The 21,408-nt window shown below is 44.7% G+C and carries 22 protein-coding genes; 14 read left to right on the forward strand and 8 right to left on the reverse strand.

What is annotated here, in order from left to right:
* Positions 1-36 precede the first annotated feature (36 nt).
* On the forward strand, positions 37-1,290 hold the full coding sequence (gene tyrS, locus OO774_RS17070; RefSeq protein ID WP_264907764.1) for a tyrosine--tRNA ligase: 1,254 nt from the start codon (positions 37-39) through the stop codon (positions 1,288-1,290).
* Between the two features lie 49 nt (positions 1,291-1,339).
* On the opposite strand, the gene OO774_RS17075 is transcribed toward tyrS, so the two are convergent.
* A complete protein-coding gene (locus tag OO774_RS17075; RefSeq protein ID WP_264907766.1) occupies positions 1,340-1,486 on the reverse strand; it encodes a hypothetical protein in 147 nt (48 codons plus the stop codon).
* A gap of 203 nt (positions 1,487-1,689) precedes the next feature.
* Between OO774_RS17075 and OO774_RS17080 the strand changes: the two genes are divergently transcribed.
* Both OO774_RS17080 and OO774_RS17085 read left to right on the forward strand, forming a co-directional pair.
* On the forward strand, positions 1,690-1,944 hold the full coding sequence (locus OO774_RS17080; RefSeq protein ID WP_264907768.1) for a hypothetical protein: 255 nt from the start codon (positions 1,690-1,692) through the stop codon (positions 1,942-1,944).
* Between the two features lie 196 nt (positions 1,945-2,140).
* Positions 2,141-3,724, forward strand: a complete 1,584-nt coding sequence (locus OO774_RS17085; RefSeq protein ID WP_264907770.1) for a BCCT family transporter — start codon at positions 2,141-2,143, stop codon at positions 3,722-3,724.
* Between the two features lie 54 nt (positions 3,725-3,778).
* On the opposite strand, the gene OO774_RS17090 is transcribed toward OO774_RS17085, so the two are convergent.
* On the reverse strand, positions 3,779-4,519 hold the full coding sequence (locus OO774_RS17090) for a UTRA domain-containing protein (RefSeq protein ID WP_264907772.1): 741 nt from the start codon (positions 4,517-4,519) through the stop codon (positions 3,779-3,781).
* Between the two features lie 210 nt (positions 4,520-4,729).
* Between OO774_RS17090 and OO774_RS17095 the strand changes: the two genes are divergently transcribed.
* From OO774_RS17095 to OO774_RS17120, 6 genes are read left to right on the forward strand one after another with little or no spacing between them, the layout of a single operon-like run.
* Positions 4,730-5,809, forward strand: a complete 1,080-nt coding sequence (locus tag OO774_RS17095; RefSeq protein WP_264907774.1) for an ABC transporter substrate-binding protein — start codon at positions 4,730-4,732, stop codon at positions 5,807-5,809.
* 42 nt (positions 5,810-5,851) lie between these two features.
* Positions 5,852-6,658, forward strand: coding sequence for an alkaline phosphatase family protein (locus OO774_RS17100; protein WP_264907776.1), 807 nt, complete (start codon positions 5,852-5,854; stop codon positions 6,656-6,658).
* The gene (locus OO774_RS17105; protein WP_264907778.1) at positions 6,655-7,566 is read left to right on the forward strand and encodes an ABC transporter permease subunit; all 912 of its coding nucleotides are present in this window, start codon (positions 6,655-6,657) and stop codon (positions 7,564-7,566) included. Before OO774_RS17100 ends, OO774_RS17105 begins: the two co-directional genes overlap by 4 nt.
* Positions 7,553-8,341, forward strand: coding sequence for an ABC transporter permease (locus OO774_RS17110; protein ID WP_264907779.1), 789 nt, complete (start codon positions 7,553-7,555; stop codon positions 8,339-8,341). The genes OO774_RS17105 and OO774_RS17110 overlap by 14 nt, the downstream gene beginning before the upstream one ends.
* Positions 8,338-9,357 carry an ABC transporter ATP-binding protein gene (locus OO774_RS17115; RefSeq protein WP_264907780.1) on the forward strand — a complete coding sequence of 340 codons (1,020 nt, stop codon included), beginning with the start codon at positions 8,338-8,340 and terminating at the stop codon, positions 9,355-9,357. Before OO774_RS17110 ends, OO774_RS17115 begins: the two co-directional genes overlap by 4 nt.
* Position 9,358: 1 nt before the next feature.
* Positions 9,359-10,018, forward strand: coding sequence for an HAD family hydrolase (locus tag OO774_RS17120; protein WP_264907781.1), 660 nt, complete (start codon positions 9,359-9,361; stop codon positions 10,016-10,018).
* A 662-nt stretch (positions 10,019-10,680) separates the two neighbouring features.
* Here OO774_RS17120 and OO774_RS17125 read toward each other — a convergent pair.
* Positions 10,681-10,947, reverse strand: coding sequence for a hypothetical protein (locus tag OO774_RS17125; protein WP_264907782.1), 267 nt, complete (start codon positions 10,945-10,947; stop codon positions 10,681-10,683).
* Between the two features lie 230 nt (positions 10,948-11,177).
* Entirely contained in the window at positions 11,178-11,942 is a 765-nt protein-coding gene (locus tag OO774_RS17130; RefSeq protein WP_264907784.1) for a ferredoxin--NADP reductase, read from the reverse strand.
* Between the two features lie 206 nt (positions 11,943-12,148).
* On the opposite strand from OO774_RS17130, the gene OO774_RS17135 reads away from it, so the two are divergent.
* Entirely contained in the window at positions 12,149-12,601 is a 453-nt protein-coding gene (locus OO774_RS17135) for a thioesterase family protein (RefSeq protein WP_264907786.1), read from the forward strand.
* Positions 12,602-12,668: 67 nt separating this feature from the next.
* Here the strand turns inward: OO774_RS17135 and OO774_RS17140 are convergent, their stop codons facing one another.
* Entirely contained in the window at positions 12,669-12,887 is a 219-nt protein-coding gene (locus OO774_RS17140; protein ID WP_264907788.1) for a VF530 family protein, read from the reverse strand.
* A 161-nt stretch (positions 12,888-13,048) separates the two neighbouring features.
* Positions 13,049-14,203, reverse strand: a complete 1,155-nt coding sequence (locus OO774_RS17145) for a D-alanyl-D-alanine carboxypeptidase family protein (protein WP_264907789.1) — start codon at positions 14,201-14,203, stop codon at positions 13,049-13,051.
* A gap of 244 nt (positions 14,204-14,447) precedes the next feature.
* Between OO774_RS17145 and OO774_RS17150 the strand changes: the two genes are divergently transcribed.
* Together OO774_RS17150 and OO774_RS17155 are read left to right on the forward strand one after the other, a co-directional pair.
* Positions 14,448-15,743: an alpha/beta hydrolase gene (locus OO774_RS17150; RefSeq protein WP_264907790.1), complete on the forward strand. Its 1,296-nt coding sequence runs from the start codon at positions 14,448-14,450 to the stop codon at positions 15,741-15,743.
* Between the two features lie 152 nt (positions 15,744-15,895).
* A complete protein-coding gene (locus tag OO774_RS17155; protein ID WP_264907791.1) occupies positions 15,896-16,876 on the forward strand; it encodes a rhodanese-related sulfurtransferase in 981 nt (326 codons plus the stop codon).
* 76 nt (positions 16,877-16,952) lie between these two features.
* On the opposite strand, the gene OO774_RS17160 is transcribed toward OO774_RS17155, so the two are convergent.
* Both OO774_RS17160 and OO774_RS17165 read right to left on the reverse strand, forming a co-directional pair.
* Positions 16,953-17,825, reverse strand: a complete 873-nt coding sequence (locus tag OO774_RS17160; protein WP_014234977.1) for a patatin family protein — start codon at positions 17,823-17,825, stop codon at positions 16,953-16,955.
* A 162-nt stretch (positions 17,826-17,987) separates the two neighbouring features.
* Positions 17,988-18,629 carry a MarC family protein gene (locus OO774_RS17165; protein WP_264907796.1) on the reverse strand — a complete coding sequence of 214 codons (642 nt, stop codon included), beginning with the start codon at positions 18,627-18,629 and terminating at the stop codon, positions 17,988-17,990.
* A 227-nt stretch (positions 18,630-18,856) separates the two neighbouring features.
* Here OO774_RS17165 and nfsA point away from each other — a divergent pair, with 227 nt between their 5' ends.
* The gene (nfsA, locus tag OO774_RS17170) at positions 18,857-19,579 is read left to right on the forward strand and encodes an oxygen-insensitive NADPH nitroreductase (protein ID WP_264907798.1); all 723 of its coding nucleotides are present in this window, start codon (positions 18,857-18,859) and stop codon (positions 19,577-19,579) included.
* Between the two features lie 452 nt (positions 19,580-20,031).
* Positions 20,032-21,300, forward strand: a complete 1,269-nt coding sequence (locus OO774_RS17175; protein WP_264907800.1) for a DUF1835 domain-containing protein — start codon at positions 20,032-20,034, stop codon at positions 21,298-21,300.
* Positions 21,301-21,408: the final 108 nt, after the last annotated feature.

Below are 21,408 nucleotides of genomic sequence, written 5' to 3' on the forward strand. Positions count from 1 at the left end.
AGTCTGAATGAAACCATAACTCAGGCGGACAAGACAATGACATTGATTGAAGATTTACAAGCGCGAGGTTTGATCGCGCAGGTCAGCGATTTAGAACAAATTCAAACACTTTTATCGGAGCCACAAACCGTATACTGCGGTTTCGATCCAACCGCTGGCAGCCTGCATATCGGGCATCTGGTACCGCTAATTATGCTCAAGCGCTTTCAAGATGCAGGACATCAAGCCATTGCTCTGATTGGCGGTGCAACAGGTATGATTGGCGACCCAAGTTTTAAAGCCACCGAGCGTAACCTTAACTCGCAAGAAACGGTGACTGGTTGGGTGAATGATCTGTCCAAACAAATCCACCAACTGATGAATCCTCAACTGGCGACGCCAATGCTTTTGGTTAACAATGCAAACTGGATGCAGCAGATTAATGTGATCGATTTTTTCCGCGATGTCGGTAAGCACTTTTCTATCAACACTATGATCAATCGCGAATCGGTGAAACAACGCCTGCAGCGACCAGATCAAGGGATCTCCTTTACCGAATTTAGCTACGCGCTTTTACAGTCCTACGATTTTGCACAACTAAACCGTCGGTACGGCTGTCGATTACAGATAGGCGGGAATGATCAATGGGGTAACATTGTCAGCGGGATAGACTTAACACGCCGTCAAAATGGCGAGCAGGTATTTGGCTTAACATTACCGCTTATCACCAAATCCGATGGCACCAAATTTGGTAAAACGGAAGGCGGCGCAGTTTGGCTGGATCCAACCAAAACCTCACCTTACGCGTTTTACCAATTCTGGCTGGCAGTAGAAGATGCGGATGTTTACCACTTCTTGCGTTACTACACGTTCTTAAGCTGTGAAGAAATTACCGCAATCGAAACACAAGATACTTCAAGCAAAGGAAAGCCACAGGCACAGCGTATTCTTGCCGAGGAAATGACACGTTTTGTTCATGGCGCGGCTGGCTTAGCAAGTGCCGAGCGTATTACTCAGGCACTGTTTAGCGGTGATGTGCAACAACTGAGTTTAAGTGAACTAAAACAGCTTGAGTTGGATGGTTTACCAAGCATAAAAAGTCATCAACAAGACTTGGTGGAACTGCTTATTGAGTCAGGTCTGGCAAGCTCGAAACGTATTGCCAGAGAGTTGATAGGTAACAATGCCATCAGTATTAACGGCGAAAAAGTCGCCAGTAAAGCGCCAATTTTGAGCTTCCCACTGTTTGACCAATACTGGCTACTTCAGCGCGGAAAAAAACATTTCTGCTTGGTGACACGAGCTGTTTAGCTGATAAAAACCCCCTCGTCACATCAATGATGAGGGGTGTTCAGAGTCCTTAACTACGATATTTCAAGTGAGCGCAATCGCGCTTGTTATCGTTATTGATTTCTGATTCGTTGTTACTGATCCCAGTTACGCCCCAAATGTATAGCAGCGAGTAGTTATTTTTAGGCTTGTTCACTTGCCCCTGCAAGTCTTGCATGGTTGGCTCATGGTCGAACTAAGAACTCGCTATCTAACGATCTTCTAAAAGAAAGTCCCCTAACTATTCATCAAATATTGCTACGACTAACACCCTCACCCAGATATATACCCAAATAACCACGCATCTTGAGGTCATTTGGGTATATAATAGTTTCCCTGAAATATTTTGTTACGTTACTTAGGTAACACTTGAGAATAAACATGAACAACAGCAGATGGTTCGGCTTATTGGGCGGCGTGCTCTTTTTAATCAGCACAATGCTGCTTTTTGGGTCCTCGGTCCATGGTGCTTGGTACAACTTTCCTGCGGAAGCGGTCAACGGTATTGCGTTTACCTTTGCTTTTGGCATCGGGCTTAACCGTACTCTCTCTTATATCACAGCCCTAATTACACTCGCCGCTCTGTTCTACATCGGTTACGTGGTTGGTTATCGACTACATCAGAAACTTAAATAACCCCCCTCCACTTCTGGGTCACCTGATTCAAGAAATCAATGCCTTGGCTTACACACAAACAATGAACTTAAATCTACGGTTAAATTCATAATCTCGACGTGCTAGTATTTGCGGCTTTTTGAAGTCTCTCACACTTTTCATCGACTGGATGTGAGGGGAAATACACGGCTTCCGAGCCCAAAAAAGCGAAGTGCTTATGTCAAATATGACGAATACCGCCTCCCACGCTCCTGTTCAGGAAGCAGACTATGCCGCGATCCACCCTCCTTCCCTAGTTAAGCGACTCGAACTCACTAATCCAGTATTTTGGTTAAGTGGTAGCTTTCTCACTCTGTTCGTTCTGCTCGCTCTGACGAATACTGACTCTCTAACCGCAATGGTGAACAGTGGCTTTGGCTTTGCCACAAAATATTTCGGAGCTTACTGGCAAGTATTGCTTCTTCTCAATTTCTTAATTGGTTTGGCTCTCGCTTTTGGACGTACTGGTGATGTACGTTTAGGAAGTGTAGCGGAACCAGAAATCGATAATTTCAAATGGCTATCGATTGTACTCTGCACCCTACTCGCTGGTGGCGGCGTTTTTTGGGCAGCGGCTGAGCCTATCGCCCATTTCGTTACTGCTCCACCACTCTATGGTGATGCCTCTCCCAAAAGTGCCGCAATCAATGCGTTATCTCAGTCCTTTATGCACTGGGGCTTCTTAGCCTGGGCGATCCTTGGTGGCCTTTCCTCTATTGTGTTAATGCACCTCCATTACGACAAGGGTCTGCCATTAAAACCACGTACGCTGCTTTACCCTGTTTTAGGGGATAAAGCCATCAATGGCTGGATAGGTAACGTAGCTGACGCATGTAGCATCATCGCCGCTGCAGCAGGAACAATCGGTCCAATTGGCTTTCTGGGCTTACAAATCAGCTACGCGCTTAACGCATTATTCGGTCTACCGGATACCTTTGTGATTCAAAGTATGGTCATTATTGCTGCGATTTTGATGTACACCCTTTCCGCATTGAGTGGGGTAAGTAAAGGTATTCAAATCATCAGTCGCTACAACATCATTCTCTCCATCCTGTTAGTTAGCTATCTTCTGTTTGTGGGTCCGACTTCGTTTATTGTTGATGGTTATATTCAAGGCATGGGCCGTTTGGTAGACAACTTCTTCCCAATGGCTCTTTATCGTGGTGATACAGACTGGCTAAGCTGGTGGACCGTATTTTTCTGGGGCTGGTTTATTGGTTATGGTCCAATGATGGCAATTTTTATCGCTCGTATCTCTCGTGGCCGTTCGATTCGTCAGTTGATCATGGCAATTAGTATCGCTGCACCGCTGATCACATGCTTTTGGTTCAGTATTGTTGGTGGTAGTGGGTTAGCATTTGAACTAGAAAACCCAGGCTTGATTTCAGGCGCGTTTGAAGGCTTTAACCTTCCGGCGGTTTTACTAGCCATTACCTCACAGGTGCCATACCCAATGGTCATTTCAGTGCTTTTCTTGGTGTTGACTACGACCTTCATTGTGACCACCGGTGACTCGATGACCTATACCATCAGCGTTGTAATGACAGGGTCAACAGAACCTAATGCGATGATCCGTTCATTTTGGGGATTGATTATGGGCCTAGTGGCGATTGTTCTGATCTCGATGGGGTCGGGCGGTATCTCTGCGTTACAATCCTTTATTGTAATTACTGCAGTGCCTGTGTCTTTCATTCTGTTACCAAGCATCTGGAAAGCTCCAAGCATTGCAAAACAAATGGCGAAAGAGCAAGGTTTAGTTTAATCGCTTAAGTTATGATTCCCGGTAATCATCTAAAAGTTATCGGGAATCTCTTATTCACTCTACACTGTCGATGCAAATTCTCACCGCATCCGGGCGCCAATATTCCAGCTCACAATCCATCAACTCACCATGTTGGTTATAGTTCACCCGACAGATCTTAAGAACGGGTTGTCCCTCAGCCAGATTCAGAGATTTAGCAACATGAGCAGGCGCAGAGGTTGGAATCACATCAAATCGGGAGCGTTTTGTTTCAAACCCATAGTTCTTCCTATATATGCCTGTCAGTGACATGGTCAGGTTTTCCGCTAAGATCCCTTCAAATAACGACGATTTCAGAACGTTTTCGACAAACAGTACTGCACGGCCATCAATATGGCGTAATCGTTCAATAATATAAATTGGCGTGATCTGCTCAACTTCTAATACCCTGGCATACTCACCAGACGCCATTTCACTGCGCACATTGATTAACTTGGTTTCCGCGATACGGTCCTGTTCGCGAATCATTTGATGAAAGTGAGAGCGGGATAAGGGGTTATAGCAGACTCTTGGTGGAGAAACATACCAACCTCGTCTCTCCTCACGATAAATGATTCCCTCCGTTTCTAACGAAACTAAAGCGTCCTTAATGGTGATTCTGGTCGTCGAAAAAAGCTCACTCAACTCTCGTTCCGACGGTAACTTTTGCCCTTGTACGATAACGCCTGAATGAATTTGTTCACGAAGCGTCGCTCTGATTTTTCCCAGTTGCGTCCCTGACTGCTTTCCCGAGTAAGCAGTGCCCAAAGTGTTCATTTCTGATCTAGTCCATAGTTATTTGATGAACACGATAGGTCAGTTGGATAACAGAAATATGACAGCTAACGAGTGGTTAACCTGCATTCAGGTGAAATATAACTGCCACAGAAAATCAGCATAACTGTCAAATCTTCTGCGCCAAAACGTCACATTCCATCCATAGGATAACAATCGAACTTACTGACCTAGTCCAGAAGGATAGAGACAATGAAAACTTTGCTTAGCCGTTCCGCTGTAACATCAGCCACTCTGATTGCAGCAACACTATCTACCTCTGCGTTTTCCGCGACACAAGAAACAAACGCAAACCTAGACACATTAGTAAAAGCGGCTCAACAAGAAGGTGCCGTATACAGTGTGGGTATGCCTGGCAGTTGGGCAAACTGGAAAGACACATGGACGGACTTGCAATCAAACTACGGTTTGAAGCATCAGGACACGGACATGAGCTCCGCTCAGGAGATCGCAAAATTCGAAGCTGAAAAGAAAAATGCGACCGCTGATATTGGTGATGTAGGTTTTGCCTTTGCACGAGTAGCCGTTAAAAAAGGTGTAACACAGCCATACAAACCAACGACTTGGAGTGATATTCCTGATTGGGCGAAAGACAAAGATGGTCACTGGGCATTGGCTTATACTGGTACTATCTCTTTCATCTCAAACAATAACCTAGTGAAAAACGCACCCAAAACCTGGGATGATCTGCTAAAAGGCGACTACAAAGTAACCGTTGGTGATGTAGGTGTGGCGGCACAAGCTAACAATGCAGTACTTGCGGCAGCCTTTGCGCATGGTGGTGACGAGTCAAACTTAACACCAGCTATCGAGTATTTTGCAAAATTAGCCAAACAAGGTCGTTTGTCATTTACGGATCCTAGCATCGCAAACCTTGAAAAAGGTGAAGTCGAAGTGGCTATCCTGTGGGATTTCAACGCACTGAACTACCGTGATCAGATTGACCGCGAGCAATTTAGTGTCAACATTCCTCAAGACGGCTCTGTGATTTCAGGCTACACAACCATCATCAACAAATACGCGAAAAACCCGAACGCAGCAAAGCTAGCTCGTGAATACATCTTCAGTGACCAAGGCCAGATCAACCTTGCAGAAGGTTATGCACGTCCGATTCGCAGCAACATCACTCTACCAAAGTCCATTCAGGACAAGTTGATCTCGAACGACCAGTACACAAATGCTAAACCGGTTACGGACTTCTCTGCATGGGAAAAATCGGCACGTAAGCTACCGCGCCAATGGCAAGAGAACGTACTGATTCATCAGCAGTAATATTAAGCAACACCCTCTCCTAAGAAGTAACGAGAAAATATCATGAGCAATAAGGTTATCCTTGTTGTTCTAGATGGACTGAACTATCAGGTAGCCCGTGATTGTATGGGCTACCTAAACGGTCTGTTAGAACAACAACGTGCAACACTGTATCCGGTTCAATGTGAACTGCCTTCGATGTCCCGCCCGCTTTATGAGTGCATCCTAACCGGTGTTCGTCCGGTTGATAGCGGCATCGTTAACAATAATATCGTTCGTTTGTCGAATCAGGATTCAATCTTCAGTCTGGCAAAATCTCAGGGAAAAGTGACCGCAGCAGCGGCATATCACTGGGTGAGCGAACTTTATAATCGCGCCCCTTATAACGCTGTGCGCGACCGCTTCACCAGTGATGAAACACTGAATATTCAACATGGCTGTTTTTATCACTGGGACCAGTACCCTGATGAGGCTCTGTTTCTGGATGCCGAACATTTACGCCGTGAGCATCAGCCGGATTTTTTGTTGATTCACCCGATGAACATTGATGATACAGGCCATAAATTCGGCTTAGATTCTCGTCAATACCGCAATTGTGCGCGTGGCGCAGACATCATTCTTTCCAACTACATCGATCAGTGGCTTGCTGATGGTTACCAGATCATTGTGACCAGCGATCATGGCATGAACAACGATTTATCTCATGGCGGCATCTTACCAGAAGAAAGAGAAGTTCCACTGTTTGTGATTGGCGATATGTTCACCCACCAAGAATGCCACGTGAAACAAACTGAGATTTGTGGCTCGGTTTGCCAGCTTCTCAACCTTGATCACTCAAAGCCTTACACACAGGAATTGTTAGCACTATGAGCAGTTCTGCCATCTCATCAACAACCAGCAACGTAAGCGTGAAACAGCGTCGAATAAGTTGTTGGTTAAAAAGGAGTAAGCCTGCATTGTGGCTTGCCCCTTTCGCTCTGTTTTTCTACCTGTTTCAGCTTGCACCGATTGTTTGGGTGCTGATTAACAGCTTTATTTACGACGAAGAGTTCGCGTTCGACAACTATCTGGAAGTGTTTGATTCAACTTTCATGATGCAAGCCTTCGGCAACAGCTTGTGGCTCTCATTCTGGTCGAGTATTGCTGGTTTACTGGTTGCAACCGTACTGGTTTCTTCGTTACGTCGTGTCGATTCAAAAATCCGCGACGGTGTGATTGCCTTCACCAACATGAGCAGCAACTTTTCTGGCGTGCCTCTGGCATTCGCGTTCATCATCATTTTAGGCACTAACGGTGCGGTCACTTTATTGCTCAAGCAATACGGTTTGCTCGGCGATTTTGACCTTTATGGCAAATGGGGATTGATGGCAATTTACATCTACTTCCAGATCCCGTTGGCAGTACTGTTGCTCTACCCGGCATTCGATGCCTTAAGTGACGATTGGCAAGCGGCAGCCGCACTACTTGGCGCAAAGACATCACAATACTGGATACGCATCGCCTTACCCGTGCTTTCTCCTGCTCTGTTGGGCACGTTTATCATCCTGATCGCAAATGCCATTGGCGCTTATGCCAGTGTGTATGCGTTAACTTCCGGTAACTACAACCTCATTACTATTCGCATTGCGAGCTTAGTCTCGGGCGATTTGTTCCTTGAGCCCAATCTCGCCGCCGCAATCTCGGTTATTTTGATGGCGATGCTGGCCTTTATCACTGTGATTAACCAATGGCTGATTACTAAGAGCTACGCAGGTAAACAAGCTAATGCAAAACGTTAATACTCGCTTCCACAAAACGGTGGTGTACTCCATTGTCGGTATTATGTTGGTCCCAATCATTGCGACCTTCGTTTATTCGCTCTCCTCCCGCTGGGGAGCGACCATTCTACCGGACGGATTTACGCTGGACTGGTACATCAAACTGTTGACTGACCCGCGCTTCCTGCAAGCATTTGGTCGTTCTCTGTTTATTTGTATTTCTGCTCTGGCATTGAGCGTTGTTCTGATTCTGCCTGCGATTTTTGTGGTGTTTTACTACTTCCCAAAACTCGACAAGCTGATGAACATTCTAATCTTGCTTCCGTTTGCTGTACCGCCAGTGGTGTCATCAGTTGGCCTATTACAACTTTATGCCAATAGCGATATTTCCTTAATTGGCACGCCATGGATTTTGATCGGCACTTACTTCACAATCGCTTTGCCTTTCATGTACCGTGCAATTTCAAACAGCTTTGAGGCGATCAATTTGCATGACTTGATGGACGCAGCGCATTTACTTGGCGCAAGCACAAACAAAGCGTTTTTGCTGATCATTTTGCCAAACTTGAAGAAAGGCTTAATGGCGTCGCTGTTTCTCTCTTTCTCCTTTCTGCTCGGTGAGTTTGTGTTTGCCAATATTCTTGTTGGCACACGCTATGAAACCCTGCAAATCTATTTGTACAACATGCGTCAGACAAGCGGACACTTTACGTCTGCGCTGGTCATGACCTATTTCCTGTTTATTTTCTTACTGACTTGGCTGGCAAGTCGTTTCAGTCGAGGCGCTAAATCATGAGCTACGTAACCGCAAAAAACCTGACCAAACGTTTTGGTGACAATACGGTCTTTGAAGGTATCCAATTCGGCATTGAACAGGGCGAGTTTATTACTCTGCTTGGACCAAGTGGATGTGGTAAATCCACTCTTCTTCGCAGCCTGGCGGGGCTTAACCCTGTTGATGGTGGTACCATTTCGGTTAACGGAGAGGACATCACCCACCAAGTACCGCAGGAGCGTGGCATTGGCATGGTGTTTCAGTCTTATGCTCTGTTTCCCAATATGACGGTGGAAGGTAACATTGCGTTTGGCCTGAAAATGAAAAAACTAGTCGCTGACATCATACAGCGCGAAGTGGCGAAAGTGATTGAGCTGGTTGACCTGAAAGGTAAAGAAAAACAGTACCCGCATCAACTTTCAGGCGGGCAACGTCAGCGTGTCGCACTAGCACGCGCCTTGGTGGTGAAGCCGCGCATTTTGCTCCTCGACGAACCTTTGTCAGCTCTGGATGCCAAAATCCGTAAGCACCTTCGTCAACAAATTCGCGACATCCAGAAAGAAATGAACCTGACTACGATCTTCGTTACTCATGATCAGGAAGAAGCCATGATCATGTCTGATCGTATCTTTCTGATGAATAAAGGGGAAATCGTTCAGGCTGGCACGCCCGAAGAGATTTACACGCAACCAGCCAACGAGTTTGTTGCCGGTTTTATGGGACACTACAACCTGGTGGAAGCCGACCACGCCAAACAGCTTTTTAATATCGATACGCAAAGCAAAGTGGCTATTCGCCCTGAATCGATTTATGTCAAAGAGCAAGGCCGTCAGTATGGTAACCACATTTCCGCACCACAAAGCGGTATTATCAAAAATCACCAGTTGCTGGGTAATGTGATTCGCTATCAGGTGGATGTTAACGAGTGCGAACTCACCGTTGATTTACTCAACCGTTCATCTGAGCGACTATTAGCAAATGGCAGCCAGTTAGAACTACTTTTTAATCTAAACGAAATTCAACCAGTGAGAGCTTAAGATGTCCAAACCTTTGTATGTTTTTGATATGGACGAAACCTTAATCAACGCAGACTGTGCAATGATTTGGAACGCATTTTTGGTCGAGAAGGGCATCGCGACAGAGCCCAACTTTATCGAAGAAGATCGACGCCTGATGAAGCTCTACGCTGAGGGAAAAATGGACATGGAAGACTACCTTGAGTTTTGCATGGCACCACTTTCTGACATGCCTATTGAGCAAGTAAAAATGTTAGTTGCAGAGTGCGTAGACAAACAGATTCTACCCAAGCAGTTTAAGCAGTCCAAAACGTTGATCGCACAACTTTCCCGAGATGGCATTGATATGGTGATCATTTCCGCGAGCGTGACTTTCTTAGTCGAAGCGGTAGGCCAACGTTTGGGAATCCCAACGTCATTGGGGATCGACTTGATTGAACAAAAAGGCACTTACAGCTCTGAGATTTCTGGGATACCAAGCTACAGAGAGGGTAAGGTCACCAGACTGCAGCAATGGCTAGAAGCACAGCCAGAATTGTACTCAGAAATTCACTTTTATACCGATTCGATCAACGACTTACCGCTTTGTCAGCACGCTGACTACGCCTATTTGGTCAATCCATGCCCTCGCCTGCGAGAGCATGCGAATCAGCCAAACTGGACGGTATTAAGTTGGGACTAGTTAGACATATCTTGTCGAACATTTACTTCTAATCCAATCAAAAAGAGTAGCACGGAAAGCTACTCTTTCTCTATTCACACTAAAAAACCTAAGTATCGATTAGCTGAATGCATTATGAATTGAAACATGTCATTAACAAAAGCAAGCAGTTTAATTGATTGGACTAAGCAAAGTATAAAACATCACGCCATACACAACTGAGCTCACATGTGCAAAATGATGCTCAGCCTGCCGTTTACAAATCAAAATGTTATCAAAACCTTAGTTTTAGCACACCCCAAACACAGGACAACAACATATTCGCAATTATAAGTAACGATAATGAAATCATTGATTGAGAAATTAACATTTTAACAATCATTACAACAATGTTAACTTTAGCGCAGTTGGTCGCACTGGTGGTAAGCCTCTCACCAAGCTATTGTCAGTTTGATAAGGATGTTCGACCATCTCCATAATGAATAGACACCGAATTTGGTGCCCTTTTTCGCCCGCAAAGATCGTTCTTTGCGGGCTTTTTTCTGCCTGCGATTTACTGATGGACAGAAAAAAGCCAGCTTTTGTAAGCTGGCAAGTTGAGCAACAAGATCAGCGCCTACTGCTATCTAGCGCTGAACGTGTATTAGGAGTCATTCTTTATTTTGACCAGGGCCATTCAGAAACTATGACTTACTCGCTTCTGATTTTTGGCACGCAACCTTTACCAATTGCGCCTGCTCTTCTTTAATACGTTTAACGAATCGTGCATCTCGAGCATCGATCTCATCCATATTCATTTGCTGAACATCCGCTATCGCTTCTTGCTTCATTGCAGAGAAGTCTTGACGTAAATCAGAGCTCCACTCCTCCTTGTCTAGCGTGTTAGCAGCAGCGATTGATGATGACATGACAGCAATAAGACCAAGAGTAGAAAGAAATACGCTTTTCATAGCAAGCTCCTTGAGGATTAGCAGTTTATTTTGGGTACATGTTTACAAAGCACGTACGATGCCAACTTTTTAATCCTTTAATTTCAGCAGCTTATTTGGTTTCATTTTTTATCACTCAAACCTTCATGGTAAATTTCGCACTGAGGGAGTTAAATTTACCATGACTATACTATCCCCTTAATCCATTGATTAAGGGTATTGACCAATGGAGTATCTAACTACTTTCAGACTTACCAGTAACGTTCGTAAATGATGTTACCACCAGTATTGGTTCGAAACTTATCTAAACCGCGCCCTTGTAACACGGGTAAAGTATCTTTAATCATTCCTGGGTTGCCACACAACATGACAAAGCTACTTCCAGGTGAAAACTCTACATCAGCTCGTTCGCAAAGCTCTCCAGAAGCAATAAAGTCTGGAATTCGGCCTTGCAACTTACCTTCCACCGTTTCTCGACTCACTATCGGCACATACTTCAACCGGCCTTCATAACGCTGTTCCAGGTGTTCAATTAAATATTTGTACACCAAGTCTTTCTCGTAGCGAACTCCATGAACCAAAACAATCTTTTCGTTATGCGGAAGCAGATTGATATCATCTAATAAAGACAAAAATGGCCCGATACCGGTACCGGTTGAAAGCAACCAAAGATCATGTGCTTGCTTTGGAATTGTATCGTGGATCAAATCACCGTGTGCTGTTTCACCAACATAGAGGCTGTCACCAGTCTTTAGCTTTTGCAGTTTTGGAGACAATTGCCCTTGTGGGTCGGCGACAATCAAAAACTCCAGCCAGTCAAACTGTTCGCTCGGAGCATTCACCACGGAGTATGCACGGCTAATAAGATTTCCACTGTAATCTAACAGCCCGAGTTTGGTAAATTGACCAGCTTTAAAGGAAAGTGGAGCGCCAGATACTCTTAAGCTGAACAGATCTTGTGTCCAGTCTATTCGCTTCTCAACTCTGGCGAGATTGAAATTTTTCAGTTCTGCCATGAGACCTCTCCATTTTAACTACTCTCAAATAAACTTACGCTTCCAACGACACTATGTAAAGATTTAACTTTACATATTGAGTCATTTTATTTCACACTTACAGAACAATTTTATTACATCTTAAAGAATTGCATCTAGAATAAATACTCAGACTAATAAGTAACCTCACAATTTGTGGCAACGTTGATGAAAAAGGAACCAAAAAAATGGACACACAACTAAAAGATTTCCCTGTCATTACTGAGATCAGAGTCGCTTGGGGAGAGATGGATGCCTTGCAGCATGTCAACAACGTCGTCTACTTTCGTTACTTTGAAACCGCGCGTTTGGATTATTTCGAAGCGATTAATTTGCTCGTTGACCTGCAAACCTCGCAAATTAGTCCTGTTTTGAGTGAAACTCAGTGTCGCTACAAGTTACCTGTGACTTACCCAGACACCCTGCTGGTTGGCTCACGAGTAATCGACATGCAGGGGGACCGCATGACGATGGAATATCAGGTATTCAGTAAAAAGTGGGGAAAAGTGGTCACCGTCGCGACGGCAACAGGTGTGATGTTTGATTTTAAAAATAACACTAAGACTGAGATTCCAGACAACGTCCGTAAGTCGATTCTGGAACTGGAAGCGACTGTGGGGAGTACTCACCATCTAGAGTAATCATCACGTTCAGATTCCCGACAGCGCGCATTCGTCGCTTTCGGGAATCATTACCTTATTTTGCTAATCAACAAAAAGTCTCGATATACAGAGCTTCAACTTTATCTCTGGCCCATTGCGTCTTACGCAGAAACTTTAACGACGACTTAATAGACGGGTCTTTTTTAAAGCAGTTAACACGAACACGTTCATACATGCCATTCCAGCCAAGGTGCTCAACCAAACGGGTGACAATTTTTTCTAAACTCAACCCGTGCAATGGGTTATTCGGTTGTTCGTTGCTCATGATTTCAATCCAACAATTTATCAGGCGATTTGGTGGGCTAATCTAACTGAAGGCAACGAGATACCCAACTGTTATTTGTATTAGACTGAAAACAGCCCGACTAAAAGCAGGCTGTTGTTTGTTCGATTCATCGCTTGATCAGCTAACCAATGTTCGATTTGCTAAAAGAACGATTTTACCCATAAAACAATGCTATCCCAAATTTGGCCAAACCACGAAGCAGGTTCAACAGCTTGGTTGCTGACCAGTGGATAACTGGCTACGGTTTCATCGTTATCTTTCCAGACGACTTTACCAACCACTTCTCCTTGCTCAATTGGCGCCATCAAAGGCTCCTTGATTTCGACGCTCCTGTCTAATCCTGCGGTCATTGAGCGAGGCAAGGTCAAGTAAGCATCCTTCGGAAAGCTTGCTTCTATTTCACTCACCTTTCCCTTCCAAACTCTAACTTTTGATTCTACTTGTCCCTGTGTGGCCACCTTCCTAGTGTCATAAAAGCGGAAACCATAGCTGAGCAAGTTTTTAGACTGACTGATGCGCGCCTGTGGGCTAGGTGTTCCCATCACGACAGATATCAACCGCATTTTACCCTCGGTTGCTGAGCTGACCAGACTATACCCTGCGTTGCTGGTGTAACCTGTTTTGCCACCATCCACTCTTACAGACTTATCCCACAACAGTTTATTACGGTTGTATTGGGTAATATCGTTCCACTTGAACACCTTTTCATTGTAAAGCGCATAGACATCAGGCACATCGTTGATGATCGATTGCATCAAGGTTGCCATATCGATAGGAGAAGTTTGAATCCCTTCACTATCAAGCCCGTGAGAATTTACAAAGTAAGTATCTTGAAGCCCGAGCTTTTCGGCCCAGCCATTCATCAACGCAACAAATCCACGTTCACTACCAGCTATGTGCTCAGCAAGCGCAACACATGCGTCGTTTCCCGATTGAATAATGACACCACGCATTAGATTCGCAACGCTGATTTCATCTTTCGGTTTGATGAACATTTTTGAGGAGCCGGGGAATTTTTCTGACCATGCATTTTCGCTGACCGTCACTAAATCATCCCAATTGAGTCGGCCTTCTTTGATTTCCTGACCCACAACATACGCTGTCATAAGTTTGGTTAAACTTGCAGGTGCTAATCCAGCTCTCCCGTTCTGTTCTGCAATAATGGCTCCCGATTGAAAGTCCATTAACACATACCCTTTTGCCTGTAACTGAGGTGGGCTTGGCGTAACCACTGCAAAGGCTGGCACGCTCACTAAACAAGTCACGATAATCCATCGAGCCAGTGACACTTTCATTCAACATCCTCCACGATTCGCACTGCACTTTGTAGCAACTCTACTTAGCATAGCTCACTCAACCAGTTGCACCAGTCGCTAATCGTTTCAATTCCTTGAACTTACGCTGATTTTACAAAAGAGAGTTAATGCTCAGGAGAGACCAACTCAGTTGCGGAATCTTGGTTAATCACGCATTTCCAAGTAAAGTAACGAGCGTAAGGTCTACTAGATGCTGAACCCAACAAGGATATAAACAATAACAATGAATGCTCAATCGTTTGTCGACGCAGGATTACACTACACTCCTCACACATTTAAGGTCCCTTTGGATTACAAAGATGAGAGCAAAGGCACCATTGTAGTCTTTGCCCGCTCGGTTTGCCTGGTGGGAGATGAAGGCTCAACAAAGCCATGGCTGGTGTATCTCCAAGGTGGTCCCGGCTTTGCTTCTCCACGTCAAAATGGCCACAACGGCTGGATAAAACGAGCGCTTCAAGAGTACCGGGTATTACTGCTTGATCAGCGAGGTACCGGAAACAGCTCAGTAATCAATCATCAAACGCTGGCGCACCTGACACCACAGCAGCAGGCGGAACACCTGAGTCATTTCCGCGCAGACAATATCGTTCGTGATGCTGAATTTATACGTCAGCAATTTGGTGTAGAAAAATGGGCGATATTAGGACAAAGCTTCGGTGGATTTTGCTCTTTAACCTATTTGTCGCTGTTCCCTGAAAGTCTGACTCGAAGCTACATTACTGGTGGCGTGCCATCTGTTTCGCGTCACCCAGACGATGTCTATCAAGCAACGTTTAAACGTACGATGGATAAAAACCGGGCGTTTTTCCAGCAATTTCCTAAAGCACAACAGCTTTGCCAAACGATTGCCGATCACCTGCTAGAAAATGAAGAGTTCCTGCCAAATGGGCAACGCTTTACCGTTGAGCAATTCCAACAGATTGGGATTAATTTTGGGGTCAGCGATACCTTCTTACCAACGTATTACTGGCTTGAAAGCGCATTAATAGAAGTAAACGGAAAAGCGCAGCTGCGTTACGAATTTTTAAGTGACATGCTGGCGCAGCAAAACTTCCAAACCAACCCAATTTACGCCATTTTGCACGAATCGATATACTGCCAGGGCTTTGCTTCAAACTGGAGTGCACACCGGGTACGGCAGTCAAACCAAGCGTTTAACTATGAAAAAGGTAAGCCTTTCTACTTTACCGGAGAAATGGTTTTCCCATGGATGTTTGACCAATACGTTAACCTAAAACCATTGAAACAAGCCGCTGAAATGCTGGCGAGTAAAGAAGATTGGCCATCACTTTATGACCAAAACCAACTGGCAATGAACCAAGTCCCGGTAAGCTGTGCGGTTTACGCCGACGATATGTTTGTGGAAATGGACATCAGCCGAGAAACACTCACATCCATGCCGAATGCAAAAGCGTGGATCACCAACGAATATGAACACAATGGTCTGCGTGCTGACGGTGAGCGCATTCTGGATACCTTAATCGCTATGGGTAACCAGACTGCGGCGACTTTGGCTTGACCAAAAGATTAACCAATCAGCCATTATGCTTGTTTGATATCGATGGGTTTAATTGTATACCTGACCGTTTTAGTCAGGTATACTCCGGGCCGTTAATTTAATGGTCGTCGACCACCTGTTTTATTAAAGCCTGTTTTTTTAAAGGAAATCTCATGAGTCAGTATGTTGTCTGTGCGCTGTACAAGTTTGTGGAACTAGGTAACTATCAAGAGCTACGCGAACCATTGCTTGCACTGATGGAAAAGAACCAGATTCGTGGCACCCTTCTGCTGGCAAGTGAAGGTATCAACGGTACCGTTGCTTCCGACCGTGCGGGTATTGATACCCTGCTTGAATGGCTAAATGCAGAGCCTCGTCTTGCGGGCACTGTTTATAAAGAGTCGCTTGCTGAGACACAGCCTTTTAACCGCACTAAAGTAAAACTCAAAAAAGAGATCGTAACTTTAGGTGTTGAAGGCATCGATCCGCGTCATGTAGTTGGCACTTATATAAAACCAAAAGACTGGAACGATCTTATCGCAGATCCAGAAGTGTTTGTTGTTGATACGCGTAATGATTACGAAATCGAAATCGGTACTTTTAAAGGTGCGGTAAACCCGAACACTGAAACTTTCCGTGAGTTTCCAGACTACGTAAAAGAAAACATGGACCCGACCAAGCATAAGAAAGTGGCGATGTTCTGTACCGGTGGTATCCGTTGTGAGAAATCAACCGCTTACATGAAAGAGCAAGGCTTTGACGAAGTTTATCACCTTGAAGGCGGCATCCTAAAGTACTTGGAAGAAGTACCACAAGAAGAGAGCATGTGGGAAGGTGATTGCTACGTATTCGATGGTCGTGTTGCTGTAAACCACCAGCTAGAGAAAGCTGACTACGACTTATGTAACGCTTGTCGTCTGCCAATCACAGAAGAAGACAAACAGTCAGACCTTTACGAACAAGGCGTAAGCTGCCCTAAATGTCACGGTACGCATTCAGAAGAGCAGATTGCTCGATTCCGCGAGCGTGAAAAGCAAATTTCTTTAGCTGATCAACGTGGTGAACAGCACGTTGGCGGTGAAAGCGCGAAGCAACGTGAAGAGCGACGTGCGGCTAAGATTGCTCAAAAAGAAGCACAGCGTAAACAAGCCTAACGCTTATTGGCTAACCATATTCTATGGTTAGCCAATTTACCTATTTACGAGTGACGAAAGATTAAGCGTCGCTGCGCTAAATACAGAAGTGACAGTTTTCTCGATCTAGGCCATGAGCACCAGCAAGATTTTTCAGGTGTGCTCTGCCCTCTGCAAGCCCCATCTCATAACCTTCAAGCAACACAGACTGACGCATTGATAAACGCTGTACATGAAAATTATCAGGCGGAGCAATAACGCGGATACGCGCATCTTCCGGCGGGTTACGAATAAACGCCAACGATTCGTTATAGTTCTCTGTTCGGTGCAACATTGCTTCGACCATTTTAGGATGCTCGGCAAACAGCTTCTTAGTGAGCCAGGTTGTTTTGGCAGGCTTCTTCGAATAATTCAGCGGGTGGGATAACACCACAGTAATGTCTCTCGCGCCTCTTCGGTAAGCTTCGCGAACCGGAATTGAGTCCGCCACGCCTCCGTCGGTGTAGCAGCCACCAGAAAAGCAAGGGGTATGTTTGTACGCGATAGGCAAAGCAGTCGTCGCTTCTAGCGCGTGATGGAAGTTATCGCGATTGACTCGATAGTAGTCAGCTTTACCTGTATCAACATTGGTTGTGGTCGCAAAAAATGGGATGCCATCGAACAGCTTCTTTTCATCGACTGGATATAAACGGTTAGACTCTTCAAATAACCATTTAACGTCAATAAGGTCACCGCCCTTTATAAAGCGGGTTGGATCGAAGAAACGTTTACAGGTTGCAAGCTTGGTGATGATATTAATACTGCGATGTGGGTAATCAGTTAAGTAACCAATCAGATTCGATGCACCTGCCGATACACCGATTGCAAAATCAAACGGCTTGTAATTTTGCTCCATGAATGCGTCTAGCACGCCACTAGCGAAGACGCCTCGCATCGCACCACCTTCAACCACAATTGCTTTTTTAACCATGTTTCCTCCCCAATACTGTGCTTCAAAATAGTATTGAAAGTAAGGCAATAGAAACAATTGGTTATTCTTATTATTTAGATAGGTGATTCCTATACTCAAGTCAGATTTCGCTACAAAGTACAACCTGTAACCATGCCTACACCTTACATAAGCCTAGTAGGATTAAGAGAAAACGTTCTTATACGCTTCAGCAGCCCCATCTATCAGCATTTGAGTGCCAATGACCGCCAATATCAGACCCATCATTTTGGTCACAACATTGAGCGCACTAGGACCAACCGCTTTAACTAATTTATCGCCAAATAAGAACAGGATATAAGTAATAATACAAAGTACAGCAAATGAAATGATGGTAATGATTGTTTGATCAAACCCACCAGCGGTCGCAAAGTTCATCGCCGTTGCGATAGTGCCAGGACCGGCTAATATTGGCATCGCGAGAGGGGAAACCGCGATACTTAACGCTGCTTGTTGCTGGGCAGGTGAGTAAGCCTTTTCCTTGGTCTTTTGATGGGTAGTATCACCTTGTAGCATGTTGTAACCAATCAAAAAGACCAGAATGCCGCCAGTAATACGCAGTGCATAAAGCGTAATCCCAAATAAATCGAAAATCAGTTTTCCCGCAATTGAAAACACCGCAACGATGATAAAGGCAATGAATACGGAACGCAGTGCAATGGAACGAACCGTCTCTTTATCTTCATCTGCGGTTAAGCTCAAGAATATGGGAATATTCGCGATAGGGTTCATGATAGCGAAGAAACCCATAAATACCGTTACTGTGTGAACGATTAACTCTTGCATCTTTTTACCGCATGTAATTCATTGATTTTAAGACAGTATATACCCATATTTTCGGACTTGCCTGATTACTGATTGTCTCTGGTAAAACTTATGCTTTAAGACACACTTTTTTCGTTTGATCTTTTCTTTTGAGCTTTTTTCTTTGGAGAAAGTTTACCCAGCCATCAAATGCCGATAAGGTGAGTTCCACGAAATATGAAAACAATAACAAAGGATGTTAAATCATCATGAACGATACGATTGAAACTATAATGAGCCACCGCTCGATTAGAAAATTCAGCCCGCAACCAATAGATAAAACTCAACTGGACACGATTATTCAAGCTGGCCTCGCTGCATCTTCTTCCAGCATGCTGCAAGTCGTTTCCATCATCCGAGTCACTGATCCAGAAAAACGCGCACAACTGGCGCAATACGCAGGTAACCAAGCTTACGTTGCGAGTGCGGCGGAGTTTTTAGTGTTCTGCATTGATTATCAGCGTCACTCGGCTATTAACCCTCAAGTACAAGCAGACTTTACCGAGTTAACACTGATTGGTGCCGTTGATTCCGGCATCATGGCGCAAAACTGTCTATTAGCAGCAGAATCACTGGGATTGGGTGGCGTATACATTGGTGGCTTAAGAAACAATGCTCAAGGTGTTGATGAGTTGCTCGGCTTACCTGCCAATACTGCTATTTTGTTTGGCATGTGTCTTGGTCATCCAGAACAAAATCCAGAAGTTAAACCTCGCTTACCAGCAAAAGTGATCGTACACGAAAATCAGTACCAAGCTTTAAATCTCGAAGACATAAAAGCTTACGACCAAACCATGCACGATTACTACGCCACACGTTCAAGTAATCAAAAGCAAAGCACCTGGTCTGAGGAAGTGACGACGAAATTGGCCGGAGAGTCTCGCCCGCATATTCTGCCTTATTTAAATGGCAAAGGATTAGCAAAGCGGTAAATTGAACGGACCAATGCCCTGACAATCGCTTAACGCCCTTAGCGGGTCATTCCAGCGAGACTAGGAATCTATTATCAGCAAGCTAACAAATATAGGCATATTTTTGGCGTCAAAGTGCTCGGATATAAGATTCTGAATCACGCTCCTTCGTCGCTATCCAGAATGACGGATGATTGTGATCTACCGTTCGCTGTTAAACGAACGGTATGATGCCAATCGAGGTGGGGCTTTGTTTTTATTAACGATCCCCACCCTGCCCCCTGATTTTCGGTTGCCAGTCATTCAACCGTCGCCTATGATAAACGAGCTCACGCCTAAAGCACCCAACACTCGCGGAAAGAACTCGGTTCACGGCAATTTGGCTTCCCTGCATTTCCAGCAGGTACAATCTGTTTTTACCTTCTTTAAGCTTCTGTTCAGGCGAGTGTGGAAGAGAATAAGAAAGGTGAAAAATGCAACCTCACAATAGCTTCTCAATTAATCTCAATCAGCAAAAAGTCATCGCTAAAAAGCGTTTAAAGGCAATTCGTCAACGTGACTTCAATACGCTAAATCTGGTTAAACAGTTTCACTCCCAACCCAAGGCTCTATCTTTCGAGTCTATTCGGCTTGCTGATGTTCAACATGCTTTAGCAAGAGAGCTCGGCTTACCGAGTTGGAACAAACTAAAAGCTCACGTGGAACGTTTAGAATCGCATAAGAACGCTATCGCTAAACGAGAAAAAGCGTTAGACAGTAGCCTGAGTACACTCCATGTTCGTTGTGGGCATGATATTCAGGAAAAGCTTAAAGAAAGCGGCTTTGAAGGTCGGTTTCTACCCATGATTGATCCACTATGCATGGGTCCTATTCCTAAAGCTGAGCAATCATTTTTAGTCATACGCGCTCAGTTCGTTGTTGATACGCTGCTGCCCGTCATGGGGCATAAAGAATCTGTTCAAAACGTCGCTCAGCAAGAGCAGCGTAACGTAGAGACTCTGCTAGACGATAAGTTTGAGCGCATCGTATTTTGGGTGGAGCATGATAGCTATGATCAACTCATGTTGATCCGTTGCCTGACTTATCTTGAGAACGTAAAAGATAAAGTCATTGAGATTATTGAATTGAACCAATTCCCAGGTACAGAACGTTTTATCGGCTTTGGACAGCTACCCGCAGAGGCGATTCGTTCATGCTGGCATGATCGCAAGCCGATAAACGCAAGATTAATGAGCCAGGCCAGTCGGTGTTGGCAAGCTATCACAGAAGAAACGCCAGATTCTATTGTCTCTTTATTAGATCAACATGAATTGGATTGCTTGCCAAATATAAATGCAGTTCTTATGCGGCATTTGCGCGAGCTCCCCCATTCAATGTCAGGGTTGAGCTTCACTCAGCGTCTCGCACTCAATGCACTTAAGGAACAAAGCAACGCGATTTCAGTGAGTAAGTGGTTTCAGCTTTATCAGCAGAGCGAACCTTTACCCTACCTGGGTGATGTGATGTTCTACGCACTGGTCCTTCCTTTAGCGACCAATGAGAAACCACTGATAGCTGTAGATGCGTTAGAAAAAAACTGGTGGGAGCAACAAGTGTGTATAACCGAGCATGGAATACAGTGCTTAAACGGTAACGCTAAATTTGAGCAACAATATTGGGTTGGTGGAATTCCAAACAACAACAAAAGCCGTTGGGAGTGGGATCATGTGCAGCTATCTAGCCTGTCCCATGTACCATGTTGATATGGCGCTGAATTTACCTACTTAGTGGCTAAAAATAAGAGAGCGATACGGATAGTGAGATAAATGTGTTGCTCGAATTATCGACTATTAATGCGCATTATATAAACA

This window comes from Vibrio sp. STUT-A11, from assembly GCF_026000435.1.
GTDB lineage: Bacteria > Pseudomonadota > Gammaproteobacteria > Enterobacterales > Vibrionaceae > Vibrio.